Here is a 12,817-nt window from a genome sequence, read left to right on the forward strand (position 1 = left end):
TTAGCTGTTTAAATAAACAGCTAATAAGGTTCTTATTATGTTAGTTTACGTCTATATCTGGGAATGCAGTTTTTACATCTTGCTTAAACTGTTTTAAAAAGGCATCTTTTGATTTTTGTCCAGTAATATATGAGTCTAAATCATTTTGGAATTTATCGTTAATAGTTTCATCGTACTTAGTAATTAACTTACCAGTGATTGATGGGACTATTTCATTATAAGTTTTAGAAATATTCTGTCCATTACAGAAAGCATTTTTTCCAGCATCGGAATTTGAAAATTCTTGGCTTACTTCTGTTAAAGATGAAAAATCTCCATTTGTTTTTGAATCCCATGTTTGAAATTTCTTAGAATTCATAAACTTTATAAATTGCCATGCAAGTTCCTTATTCTGACTCTTGCTGTAGATACCTAACCAAGTACCGCCATTATAGTAAGCTGCTGGTGCTTTAGCTAGACCCCAATCTCCACTTGTGTTTTTTGCATTAGTAGCTATTACGAATGGTAATCCCCAAGTAGGTAGTGCATAACACAATACGTTTGTCCCATTTACTGCGCCGGCCATTGATGCTGACCATGGTGCTGACCATGAATTAAATTTAGCATCTTCATTGTCACTTCTTATTTGCTTAGCAATATCAATGTATTGCATCATTTTATCATCAATAACTAGCTTATTATTTACTACCCAACCTTTTGTTCTGCTACCAAGTGCAACAACAAACATTTCGCTATAATTTGGAAGTAATTTAACTTTACCACCACTTTTATCATTTAATTCTTTACCAGTTGCTATAAGGGAATCCCATGAACTAAATTTCTTAGAAATTTCATCTGGATCATCTGTTCCAAGATATTGTTTAGCTAAACTTCTCTTGTAGAACAATCCACCTGGAGTTGCTTGCCAAGAAAGTGCTCTAATACCTTTATCATCTGCATTTCTTCCAACATCTACAGTATATTTTGCTTCATTTTTTGCAATATCTTCTGCGTTGTATGGTGCCTTAGAAAGGTTATCATAATACGGTGTATTAACATATTTGTTTACCATAGCAACTTCTGAAGTGAAAACATCAGGTGCTCCTGAGCCTGAAGCCAAAACTGATGAAAGCTTTGTTGTATATGCATTATTATCCATGGGTATAACTGTTAAGTTAACCTTAATATTTGGATATTCTTTGTTAAATTGGTCAATAAAGTGTGATGATTTAAGTTCATCTGTAAAGGACCACAGATTGATTGTTCCTTTGTAATCCTTTGCATCTTTTTGTGTAAAAGAGGTTTGGCTTGATTTATTATCACTAGTTGAGCTACCACAACCTGTGATAACAGATCCCACTATTGCAATTGACATTGCAATTAGTAATACTTTTTTTAAATAATTTTTTTTCATAATAATAATTTACCCCCCAAGATTAATTTTTACTAAAAGTACATCCTAACAAGGCCATTTTAGTTTGAAGATTTTTTAATTCATTTTCAGAAACCAGTTTCGAAAATTGATACATTAGGCCCACTTTCCTTAAGAATTGTCCCTCCTCAATTCTTATTACACCTTTATAATATATTAAAAAAACGTTTACTAAAACGGTACAAAATTACGATATAATATTAAATAATTACGGATTTAAACATTTACATAAAAAAAAGAGACCCTTATAGAATCCCTTAAACGTATATATATTAAATTTTTTTGTATTCAGCAGGAGTTAATCCAGTATACCTTTTAAATAATTTACTAAAATATACAGTTTCTTTATATCCTAACATATCACATATTTCATAGACCTTCATCTCATGCTTTTTTAATAAAATTTTTGCCCTATCAATTTTAGCTTTTGTTAAATATTCGTTGAAATTTCCACCTGTTTGTTGCTTAAAAATAGAACAAAAATAATTTTTACTTATATTAAGTTTATTTGAGATAAGTGTCAAGGTTATATCTTCTTCCACATGATTAAGCACATATTCACATGCCTTTTTTACCACATTGTCACTTTGATTTAAATTATACTCCTTAATAATTTTGATTAGTTCTGAAATATTCTCAACTAATCTTTTCTCAATGTCTTCAAGTGTCTCTACTCCTAAAAAACCAATTTTCAATATTGATGTTAAATCGTATACATTTTCTATAAAATTATATTTTTTTAAAACATTACTATAAATATTGTTTATTACTTGCGTTAACGTAACATTAATTTTAAACACATCATAATTCATCATTTCAGATATCTCTTTTAGAAGCTCTTTAAGTTTTTCAATGGAATTATCATCAACTAAAATTATTGAAGTTATTAACTCTTTTTCTTTCTCCAGTGGGTATCTAAATTTATCTCGTCTAATTTGAGATATTTGATTTATATGAATTAATCTGTTGGTTCCTAATATGTATTTATACTTTAGTGCTTCTTTAGCATTAAAATAGCTTTTATGCATTGAATACAGTTGATTATAAACTTTACCAATACTTATATTTAGCACAGCACTCGATTGTTCATTACTTGATTTAAGAATTGCGTCTAGCGCTACTACAAAAATATTATCAAATTCTGTTTCACTAACTTCTAACTTAGTTTGAGCTATAATAATTTTTTTTCCAAATTCACCATCAACCACACAATAATGACCTAAACCACACTTTTTCATTTCATATTCTATAATACTATTAACCGATTTTTCCAATAATTCTAAATCATTATTTTCTATTAACTCTTCACAATTAATTACTATTTCATTTATTTCTACAATGGCTACTTGAACTTTATTTTTAATTAATGGAAGTTCATATTTTGAAATAATCTCATCCATAATCATCAAGTTTTTCCCTCTTAATAAATCATATAATACTTTTTCCTTTGATATAGATTTGTTTTTATTAAATTCATTAATGCTTTTTTCCATAGTAAATAATTTTTCATTAACTTTTAACAGCACCTTTTCAAACTTTTCTTGCTCAATAGGTTTTAAAATATAATCAAAAGCTCCCAGCCTTATTCCTTCCTGAGCATATTTAAAATCATCATATCCACTTAAAAGTAATACCGGAATATCCAAATTCATCTCCCTGATTGCTTTTAACAATTCAATTCCACTCATCTTATGCATTTTTATGTCAGTTACTATAAAATCAATTTTGTGACTACTTAACATATTTAGTGCTTCTTCACCATTTTTACAATCACAAGCTATATTAAACCCAAATTGTTGCCAATTTACTGTTTTCTTTAATCCTATTCTTATTAACGGTTCATCATCTACTATCATTACAGAATGCACTTTTACCCCTCCCACAAAACTGTATTACATTTATTTCAACAATTTAAGAGTTAATTTTGTGTAACTCCATTGTTTAGATTCAACAAAAACTCCGCAATCCTCACTATAATAAAGCTTTATTCTTTCATTTACATTTCTAAGACCAAGTCCGAAATTCATATTTATTTTTCCATTAATATGATCTTGCAAATCTAAAACTTTTTTATTATCCATTCCCTTACCATCATCCTTTACAACTAAATATAAGAAATTTTCGTCAGTTTCAATATAAATATTGATTGTTCCATTTTCACTAATTAACTTCTCTGAAATTCCATGCTTAACAGCATTTTCTACTAAAGGCTGAATAATAAGCTTTAAAATTTGTTTATTAATATATTGGTCTTCGATTTCAATATTTAAAATAATTTGATTGTCGTATCTAATTGTCATTAATGCAACGTAATTTTTTATATAATTTATCTCATCTTTTAACGATACATAATCATTATCCCATTTAATATTATATCGCATCATGTCTGCCAAAGAAACTAATGAATCTGCAACTATATAATTTTCTTCAACAAGCGCCATTACTCTTATATTTTCTAAAGTATTAAACAGGAAGTGTCCATCTATCTGACTTTTTAATGCCCTTAATTCAGTTTCCTTACCAATTACCTCCTTATGTATATTTTCACTTATAAGTTTATCAATAGTTTTCATCATTTTTCTAAAGTTGTGTGCTAATATACCCGCCTCATCAGTGCCATATACAGGAATATTAAGTTTTAAATCACCATTTCCTACTTTTTTTATTGAATCTATAACAATATAAATTCTTTTTAAAATAGCCTTTGTAACAAAATAAATAAATATCAAAAGAACGGTTAATAATAAAGTACTTGTAATTAATAGATCATTTCTAGAATTCTTAATTCCTTTTGTAACATTAGTAATATCTATTACACTTATTAAATAATTATTTGCTATTGGAGTTTCCTTGTAAAGTATATAATAATTTTCGCTTCCTTGATTATATACTAACTGTCCACTTTCTTTTTTTAATTTATCTCTTATAAAAATCTTAAAATTATTTCTATTAAACTTTAGATTTTTTAAAAGTAAATTATTCTCATCCGTATCTAATTCATTTCCATTTAGGTTATAAAAAAATATTTGTCCATTATCTGAACTTTCTTTGTTAAACAAATTAGGTAAAAAATCTTTTGATGGCATTGTTACTCTTATGATTCCATCATATTTGTTATCACTATTTACAATTTCCTTATAAAGAGATACAACTAAATCTTTTGACTGCTCATTATTTGATGAATTTATTTTAATATCGTTATCGTAATGGTTTACATTAATATATATTGCTCCATTATTTTCAAGAGTTTTTTTATACCAATCATCATCTATAATCCTATCTTCTCTATATATTAAAGGCCATATTTCTTCCACGTTTGAATTTGATGTAAAAATATTAATTTGCTTAATTGAAGGGTTATTATTTTGTAAATTTATTAACTGCTTATAAGTGGTATCATTAAAATTAATTAATTCACTTGTTTGTACAGCTTTATTGCTATCTAAATATGACATAAGCTCTTGGTTGTTTAAAGCAGTATTTATAATATTTCTCATTATATAAATACTTTTTTCAATATTATTGCAATCGTTCTGTAACTCATAATTATACTTATTAATGGCGTCTTGTTTTGCATTATTTGAAAGTTCATAAAAAGTATTCATTGAAAAAAATATTATAGGAATCCCAATAACAATAATATAAGCCAGTATTAATTTTTTCATTAAACTATTATTTTTGTTCTTTTTCACGATTTTCTTTAAAAATAATATAATTTTACACTTCATATTAACCCCCTAAGCTTGTATCATTTATTTATGCCAAGTTTTTTCTTGTTCTCTTCTAATTTTTGTTGTTGATATTGAAGTGATTGCTCATATCCATCATTTTTTCTATTCGTTAAAAAGTTATTTAAAATAGTATCAAATTCCTTATCATCTTTTGCTATCAATAAATTTTTAACAGTACTATTCCAAGCAGCATTTATTTGTGAATAAATGGCATAACCTTGTAAATCGTCATCTTCATTGTAAATTTTATCATACAAAGAAAAATTATATGTTTTACCTTTTGGCCAATTCTCTAAAGCTACTAATGGTTCAGGATCTTTAGGACGCCATTTTTGAATCATACTGTCATCTAGAAGCATCCAATAGGTATCCGCTGCGCCGTATTTATTATCAAAAGCTATTCTATCTTCATTTAATAAATCCACTACCTTTGGTTTGAGTTCATTTTTCCCATCTATGGTATTCCAAGTAACCCCCTTTACTCCAAGATATAAATCCATATTTCCTTCTTCACTTATAAGATAGCTTAAAAATCTTATTGCTCTCATAGGATTTTTACAACTTTTAGAAATAAGTGTGACTGTCCACCCAGAAAGTGTATCACCAGCAAGTTTAGGAGGATCTAAATTTGAATCAGCGGGTCCATCAACTGGTATATATATTGAATTCTTATTATTTTTATACAACATTAATTGATCATTAACCATGTCTGATCTTTGATATAACAATGCAAAATATCTTCCATTAGAAATATTTTCGTCAATCTGTGGTCTCTTATCTACAAAAATCTCTTTTGATAGTAGTCCAAGATTATTTGCTTTATTTAAAGCTTTTAACCATTTTATATATTGCGGATCAGTTATTCTATCATATATTTTTCCGTTTTTTTCAAAAGGGATATCTAGAAAATTCGGCAAAATATTATCCAAGGATAAATTCCCAGAATCAGTGAATTCATGAAGCCCTAATGGTATTAATTCCTGACCATTTATCATTGGAAATTTTTCTTTTGCTTCTTTAAGTGCATTTAAAAATCCTTCTGGCGTTCTCATATCTGGTTTCCCTAAAGCTTCATAAATGTCCTTTCTAACTAAAAATGTTTGGTTCGATGGATATTTTTCTGTATTGTCTCCAGTATTACTAATAGGAACAGAATAATTCGGATAACAGTAAACGTATCCATCCGGCTGTCTATACCATTCCATTTTCTGCTTATCAGCAATCTTTATGAAATATGTATCATATTTTTCCGCTAATTTATCCAAAGGCAACGCTAATTTATTTTTGATTATATTTTTATATTCATCATCAAAAGGACTTAAGGTTATTAAATCTGGTAAATCTCCAGTATCAATCATTGCATCTAATTTCTCAGATTCATCTCCACTTGGGTTAATAAAATTTATGTTTACCCCTGTTTTTTTAGTAACATTTTTTGATACAAGGTTATTTCCCCATCTTGTATTAAACCATGAATAATTAATATACCAATTAAAAGTAATTGGCGATGTATCTAGTTTCCAATCTTTTACATTATTACTATTTGTTTTAGTTCCTATATTTCCTGTTAATTTTGCCAACAATATAACCAAAGTCATTATACCAAATATTGTTAGTATTATAAATAACTTTTTTTTCACTTGTTTCAAAGTTGTCATCTCCTAGCAATTATTTGTACATACTATATTATCATTTTCAGATAAATTAAACAATCTGACTCCAATTATATTTCGGTAAAATATTACATTATATAATACAGCTCAATACGTTATAATGAAGGTGTGAATCAACTAATATCTTAATTAACACAAAATCATAACCCAAAAATCAGTTTTACCAGTTTCCGTAATTCTTTCAAAAGAGTTAAGCTTTTTAAAACCAGCCTTTTGATATACTTTTATTGCTCGCTTATTAAAAGTTGCTACCGTCAAGCGAAACCTTTTTGCTGATAGATTGTTTCTGGCATAATCTAAACCACTAATAAAAAATTTAAGTCCTAATCCTTGACCACACAAATTAGGGTTTATTCCTAAACCAATATCAGTAATATCTTTGCATTCATAAGCACCAAATTGATTTCCTACTGGAACTTGAGCAGATTCACCAAAGCAATAGTAACCTATAAGATGGTTTTCTTCATCAGAAGCCGAAAAATATGTTTCATTAAGAAGTTCACCTATACAATTATCACTTCCATCCATACTATAGATTGAATATGGCTCTTTATAAATCCATTTTGAAATTTGCTTTGCTTCATCATAATTCATTTGCTTTATATTTAGTTTCATGTTAAATCCCCCATGTATCTTTTATCAATATTAATTGTTTTACTAAGATATAATTTTTATAATTGTTTCGTATAATGAGAATATATGTACTATCTTAATAAAATTTTAAAATCATAATGGTTTAGTCACAAAGTTTTATGCTAATAGCTAACCCATCGCCTATGGGAAGTATCGTATTATAAAGACGCTTATCTGAGGAAACTTTTTTAAGATATTCATGTACAGGTTCACTAAACTTTTCTGGTATACCCATAGGTTTAAAAAGAACGTCATCTGCAATTATCAATCCGTTTTTACGGGTTAAACTTATACACTTTTCCAACATTGGAGAATATAAAGATTTATCAGAGTCCTGCAAGATTATATCAAATGGTCCTTGAGCAGTGTTAATTACTTCACTTGCGTCTCCTAATATTAGTTCCACAACTTCAGACAACCCTGCTAGTTCAATATTTCTTTTTGTTATTTCATATAAATCTTCCCTATATTCAACTGATGTAAGTCTTCCTCCAGTTTCCTTTAAGGCTTGTGCTATCCATACTGTAGAATACCCAAGGCATGTACCAAATTCCAACACTCTTTTGGCACTGTTTGACCTTATCAATAAACCTAAAAGTTTCCCAACCTCCATTCCTACACACGGCTGGATATCATTCATAACCTCATCTTGTTTTACAATTTCATTTATTTGTTTGTTGTCAATAGTAATAAAACTTTGAATATACTCTGTTATTTTATTCATAAAACCACCTCACAATTAATTTTTTCATATAATTTTAATATAACGTTTTATTTAAACATTATTGATATATGTTTCTTAATGCATGAACATTATATCATATTGTTTATGTTTTTATCTACTTATTCTTGGCTTATATATGGATTCTTATAATCTGGGCACAAATGAGTTTGACTCCAGTCCATCATGGCATTTAAAATGGGAATAAAACTTTCTCCCAGTTCACTTAAAGTATACTCAACCTTCGGTGGAATTTCTTTGTAAATTTCCCGGTGTAAAAAACCATCTTCTTCTAACTCACGAAGCTGTTTGGTAAGTGTAGACTGTGTTATGCCATTCAACCGTCGTATAAGCTCGCCGAAACGCTGAACTTTATAAAAAGCTATATACCATAAAATTAATATTTTCCATTTACCATTCAATACAGACTGTAGAGTGCTCATTGGCACACATTGAGCCATCAAATTCTTGTCGCGGAACTTATTTTCTGCCATAAGTTATCCCTCCATTTCATAAACAGTATACCTCACGATTTTAATAAGAACAATGTACTGCTTTTTCTTATACCTAGTATTAAAAATAGTACTATAATCATAAAAATACCGTACTTGAATAAAAAAAACCTTTACTGTAACATAATAATCAGAAACGGGAGGCCATCATCTTGAGACTCGTTTCATCGAGAAAAACTACTAGGAGTGATATATATGCATTACACTGGAACCATTTGGAGACCTCCATATGAGGCATCCTCTCTACTAATTGAAGTCACCGCTGGCTGCACTCATCACAAGTGTAAATTTTGTACTCTCTATGATGATCTTCCTTTCAAATTTAGAATGTCCCCCCTGAAAGATATCGAAGAAGATTTAGCAGAAGTACAGGCTGAATGGCATAGCGAGGAAGTCAACCGCGTCTACTTAACCGGAGCCAATCCTTTCGTTTTAAAATTCGAACGGCTAAAAGAAATCGCAAATCTGATTCACAAATATCTACCCAATTGCCAGACAATAGGCTGTTTTGCCCGTGTTACTGATATTACTCTTAAGACATCCGATGAGTTAAAGGCTTTACATAAGCTTGGTTATGATGGCATTACCATCGGCGTGGAAACTGGTGATGGAGAAATTCTTGAATTCATGAATAAGGGATATCCACCGGAAGAAATCACAACCCAAAGCCACCGCCTGGATGATGCCAACATCAAATATAATTATTTTTATCTTGCGGGTATTTCTGGTGCTGGACGAGGGAAAATCGGTGCATTAGAAACCGCCAAAGTAATTAACCAAACTCACCCACAAATTATAGGTTCATCCATGCTTACTATCTATCCTAAGTCTGAACTGTTCGCTGAGATTCAGGCTGGTAATTGGTCTGAAGAAACAGAATTGGAAAAATTGGAGGAATTGAAGACTCTCATTGTAAATTTGAATATTCCAACATTCTTCGCCACTCTAGGTGCGTCAAATGCTATTTTTGTTAAAGGCCATCTTCCAAAGGACAAAGTTACCATAGTCACCTATCTTGAAAAGATGTGCAAAACTCAAAATGAATCGAAATTACGTCACTATCGCACACACCTAAAACACCTTTAATAAAAACCTCCTTAATTTATGATGAATAAAAAAACATTAAAAATATTTCCGATAAAAAATGCACCCGAGGGGTGCATTTTTGTACCAAAACTATAATAACTGATTGAGCTTGCTTTCAGGCTCTTCGCCATTCTCTACACGTTTTATATTATTCACGAAGAACTCATATCTTTTTTTGTGGAATTTGAGACCGTCAGGCATACCTGCCGTATGTGGGGTAAGTATTACATTTCCAAAATTTCGGAGCTCACTGTCAATAGGAAGTGGTTCAGATTCAAACACATCTAGGCATGCACCTGAAATATCCCTGTTTTTTAATGCATCTATCAAATCTCTTTCATTGACAATTCCACCTCGGGCCGTATTGATAAAAATGGCTGTATTCTTCATTTTCTTGAATACTGCTTTGTTGATTAGCTGTTTTGTCTGCTGATTCAAGGATACATGTACACTTACTATGTCTGATGTGTTTACAAGAGTATCGAAATCCGTGATTTTCACAAAACCGTCAGAATGTACAACGGCATTTCTAGCATAAGCCAGCACATTCATATCAAAAACCTTGCAAAACTCAGCTAATTTTTTACCGACAGCGCCCAAGCCGATGATCCCAATGGTTTTACCCTTTAATTCACTTCCTGTATAGGCCAATTGATTTTCATCCATCCTGTTTTTCATGAATGCATCAAGAAACGGTATGTTTTTATAATAGGACAATATCAGCGCCATTACGTGTTCGGCCACTGCCTGTGCATTCACTCCCGCAGCATTAGCCACCCAAATGCCTGACTTCGTGCAGGCATCAATATCTACATTGTCAAATCCTGCACCTGTCTGTACCAACTTTAATTTTTTTGCTATAGAAAGCAGATTGCTGTCCACTTTAATATGTTCAGGTATGATTATCTGACAATCTTTAATATGCTGCAGCATTTCTTTTCCTGGTGGGACAATTACAACCTCCCATTCTTCCGGAAAATGCCTTATAATATTTGATTTTGAGTCCTCTGTAAAATATCCAACTATAAGTATCTTCATTGCTAAACCACCTTTCATCATGCTAATACCATAATTCGAAATTTTATCTTTCTTAATCCTTCTGTCTATATATTATTTCTATACTTTGTTAAAATCTCTTTATAAACGGAATCTTTCTCATTTAAAAAAATGCAATTATTTGATTCATCTTCCATTATAATTGTTTCAAGATTATTCTTTTTAAATATACAATAAGACTTACCCATATATTTAATTTTGGTACTTCCACAACTTTTGCAGTCACTACTAATTTTCATAAAGTTTCACCTCATGAGACATATTCTATACACGATACAAAATTTCCTTCTTTGGCACGTATTATATTTGGATTATTTCGCAATAAAAGAATATAATAAACTAACCTTATTCCGAATTATATTCTACTAAATACTAAACTTTCCACACTCATAAAAGACTTCTTTATTTCTTATGAAATAATTTATACCTGAGAATACAGTAATTAGAACCGCAAAAAGCATCATAACACTATCAAGTGGAAAATGTGTTACAAGACTTATTGGATAGTTATTTAGTAAACATAATGGTATTGCAGTTACCTGAGATACAAGTTTAATTTTTCCATATTTATCAGCAGCAAGCACTTTTTTATTATATGCTGCAGTTACTCTTAAAGCAGTTACTGCCAATTCTCTTATTATAATAGCAAGTGCTATCCATCCAGCTACTTTGTTTTGCTGTACAAGGAAAAATAACGCTGAAACTACCATTAGCTTATCTGCAAGTGGGTCTACTAGGCACCCAAACTTTGTTACTTCATTATATTTTCTAGCAATATATCCATCTAATTTATCTGTTATCGCCGCAATAATAAATATAATAGTAGCAATCCCCAAACCATAATGATTAATTGTATGCAGTAGCGCATTCTTGCTTATTATCCAATCTGGTATTGGTGTTAAAAATAACATAAATATTGGCACAAGAAATATTCTAACTAATGTTATTTTATTGGCAAGATTCATAGTCTCATCTCCTTAATTTATTTCGCTTTAAATTGTTATTGTACCGTATTAATATGAATGTGACGTTTCGTTTACCTGACTAGCAATAGCTTGAACTATGTCTTTCCAGGTTCCCTTAGGCATATCATGTCCCATTCCTTCAATTAAAAGTAATTTAGCATTAGGTATTGTGCGTGCTGTATCTTTTCCTGCTTCAACAGGAAACAACATATCTTCAGTTCCATGAATCACCAGCGTTGGAACTGTTAATAATGAAAGGTGTTTTCTCCTATCCCCATTAGCAACCAACGCTGCATTTTGGCGCACAGCTCCTTGTGGATAATAAGAACGATCATAGCTTTCTTCACAATAACGCCTTGCACGTTCTTCTTCAAAAGGAAATCCCTTACTCCAAATATTTTTCCACATACGTAAATTATAATCAATATATTCATCCCGCTCAGCTGGAGGTGTCGCTGTAACAATGGCCAATGCTTCTGGTGATATCTCAGGATTATTCGGATTACCTGTAGATGACATAATTGAAATTAAACTACTTATACGCAAAGGATGCCTATAGGCAAAAACCTGAGCAATTGTGCCTCCCATAGAAGCACCACAGATGTGAGCCTTATCTATCCCCAACCCATCTAGCAAACCAGCCACATCATCAGCCATATCTTCCAATGTATATGCTGTCTTAATTGGTTTTCCTTCTTTTGCTGCCTGGTATATTCTTTTCATATCAGGAATACCAGCCGCATGGAATTTTGTAGACAATCCTGCATCGCGATTATCAAAGCGTATAACTTGCAGTTTATTCTTTGTGAGCATTTCACAAAAATCTGGTTCCCAAAAATTTAGTTGCGCACCATTTCCTGCAATAAGCACTATTGTAGAATTTGTGTCATTTCCAAAAATTTCATATTCAATTTGTATGCCATTTGCTTTTACTTTTGTCATAACATATATCCCACCTTAATATTCCTATAAGTTTCTTTTCTATAAATAGCTATATCTTATTATCATGTCTCCTTTTTTAAATATATT

The 12,817-nt window shown here is 30.5% G+C and carries 12 protein-coding genes; 1 reads left to right on the forward strand and 11 read right to left on the reverse strand.

What is annotated here, in order from left to right:
• Positions 1-40: 40 nt before the first annotated feature.
• The 7 genes from B8978_RS02855 to B8978_RS02885 all read right to left on the reverse strand — a co-directional run bounded on the left by B8978_RS02855 (position 41) and on the right by B8978_RS02885 (position 8,663).
• The gene (locus B8978_RS02855; protein ID WP_084113774.1) at positions 41-1,393 is read right to left on the reverse strand and encodes an ABC transporter substrate-binding protein; all 1,353 of its coding nucleotides are present in this window, start codon (positions 1,391-1,393) and stop codon (positions 41-43) included.
• 290 nt (positions 1,394-1,683) lie between these two features.
• Positions 1,684-3,279, reverse strand: coding sequence for a response regulator transcription factor (locus tag B8978_RS02860; protein ID WP_084113775.1), 1,596 nt, complete (start codon positions 3,277-3,279; stop codon positions 1,684-1,686).
• 30 nt (positions 3,280-3,309) lie between these two features.
• Complete coding sequence (locus tag B8978_RS02865; protein ID WP_084113776.1) at positions 3,310-5,139, reverse strand: sensor histidine kinase; 1,830 nt, start codon at positions 5,137-5,139, stop codon at positions 3,310-3,312.
• Positions 5,140-5,159: 20 nt separating this feature from the next.
• Positions 5,160-6,782: an extracellular solute-binding protein gene (locus B8978_RS02870; protein ID WP_242950487.1), complete on the reverse strand. Its 1,623-nt coding sequence runs from the start codon at positions 6,780-6,782 to the stop codon at positions 5,160-5,162.
• A gap of 162 nt (positions 6,783-6,944) precedes the next feature.
• Positions 6,945-7,430, reverse strand: a complete 486-nt coding sequence (locus B8978_RS02875; RefSeq protein WP_084113778.1) for a GNAT family N-acetyltransferase — start codon at positions 7,428-7,430, stop codon at positions 6,945-6,947.
• A gap of 121 nt (positions 7,431-7,551) precedes the next feature.
• On the reverse strand, positions 7,552-8,172 hold the full coding sequence (locus B8978_RS02880) for an O-methyltransferase (RefSeq protein WP_084113779.1): 621 nt from the start codon (positions 8,170-8,172) through the stop codon (positions 7,552-7,554).
• Positions 8,173-8,291: 119 nt separating this feature from the next.
• Complete coding sequence (locus B8978_RS02885) at positions 8,292-8,663, reverse strand: winged helix-turn-helix transcriptional regulator (protein WP_084113780.1); 372 nt, start codon at positions 8,661-8,663, stop codon at positions 8,292-8,294.
• Positions 8,664-8,876: 213 nt separating this feature from the next.
• On the opposite strand from B8978_RS02885, the gene B8978_RS02890 reads away from it, so the two are divergent.
• Entirely contained in the window at positions 8,877-9,767 is an 891-nt protein-coding gene (locus B8978_RS02890; RefSeq protein WP_084113781.1) for a radical SAM protein, read from the forward strand.
• Positions 9,768-9,857: 90 nt separating this feature from the next.
• On the opposite strand, the gene B8978_RS02895 is transcribed toward B8978_RS02890, so the two are convergent.
• The 4 genes from B8978_RS02895 to B8978_RS02910 form a co-directional block, all read right to left on the reverse strand.
• On the reverse strand, positions 9,858-10,805 hold the full coding sequence (locus B8978_RS02895; RefSeq protein WP_084113782.1) for an NAD(P)-dependent oxidoreductase: 948 nt from the start codon (positions 10,803-10,805) through the stop codon (positions 9,858-9,860).
• 65 nt (positions 10,806-10,870) lie between these two features.
• Entirely contained in the window at positions 10,871-11,062 is a 192-nt protein-coding gene (locus tag B8978_RS02900) for a hypothetical protein (RefSeq protein ID WP_084113783.1), read from the reverse strand.
• A gap of 126 nt (positions 11,063-11,188) precedes the next feature.
• A complete protein-coding gene (gene pgsA, locus B8978_RS02905; protein ID WP_084113784.1) occupies positions 11,189-11,788 on the reverse strand; it encodes a CDP-diacylglycerol--glycerol-3-phosphate 3-phosphatidyltransferase in 600 nt (199 codons plus the stop codon).
• Between the two features lie 48 nt (positions 11,789-11,836).
• Positions 11,837-12,730, reverse strand: coding sequence for an alpha/beta fold hydrolase (locus B8978_RS02910; RefSeq protein ID WP_084113785.1), 894 nt, complete (start codon positions 12,728-12,730; stop codon positions 11,837-11,839).
• Positions 12,731-12,817 lie beyond the last annotated feature (87 nt).

Origin of the sequence: Clostridium acidisoli DSM 12555 (assembly GCF_900176305.1) — a bacterium.
GTDB classification, from domain to species: Bacteria; Bacillota; Clostridia; order Clostridiales; family Clostridiaceae; genus Clostridium_I; species Clostridium_I acidisoli.

Excerpts from the sequence above, each read along its gene's own strand:
- B8978_RS02855 (WP_084113774.1), bottom strand. The coding sequence starts at position 1,393 with ATGAAAAAAAATTATTTAAAAAAAGTATTACTAATTGCAATGTCAATT.
- B8978_RS02865 (WP_084113776.1), bottom strand. The coding sequence starts at position 5,139 with ATGAAGTGTAAAATTATATTATTTTTAAAGAAAATCGTGAAAAAGAAC.
- B8978_RS02875 (WP_084113778.1), bottom strand. The coding sequence starts at position 7,430 with ATGAAACTAAATATAAAGCAAATGAATTATGATGAAGCAAAGCAAATT.
- B8978_RS02880 (WP_084113779.1), bottom strand. The coding sequence starts at position 8,172 with ATGAATAAAATAACAGAGTATATTCAAAGTTTTATTACTATTGACAAC.
- B8978_RS02885 (WP_084113780.1), bottom strand. The coding sequence starts at position 8,663 with ATGGCAGAAAATAAGTTCCGCGACAAGAATTTGATGGCTCAATGTGTG.
- B8978_RS02890 (WP_084113781.1), top strand. The coding sequence starts at position 8,877 with ATGCATTACACTGGAACCATTTGGAGACCTCCATATGAGGCATCCTCT.
- B8978_RS02895 (WP_084113782.1), bottom strand. The coding sequence starts at position 10,805 with ATGAAGATACTTATAGTTGGATATTTTACAGAGGACTCAAAATCAAAT.
- B8978_RS02900 (WP_084113783.1), bottom strand. The coding sequence starts at position 11,062 with ATGAAAATTAGTAGTGACTGCAAAAGTTGTGGAAGTACCAAAATTAAA.
- pgsA (WP_084113784.1), bottom strand. The coding sequence starts at position 11,788 with ATGAATCTTGCCAATAAAATAACATTAGTTAGAATATTTCTTGTGCCA.
- B8978_RS02910 (WP_084113785.1), bottom strand. The coding sequence starts at position 12,730 with ATGACAAAAGTAAAAGCAAATGGCATACAAATTGAATATGAAATTTTT.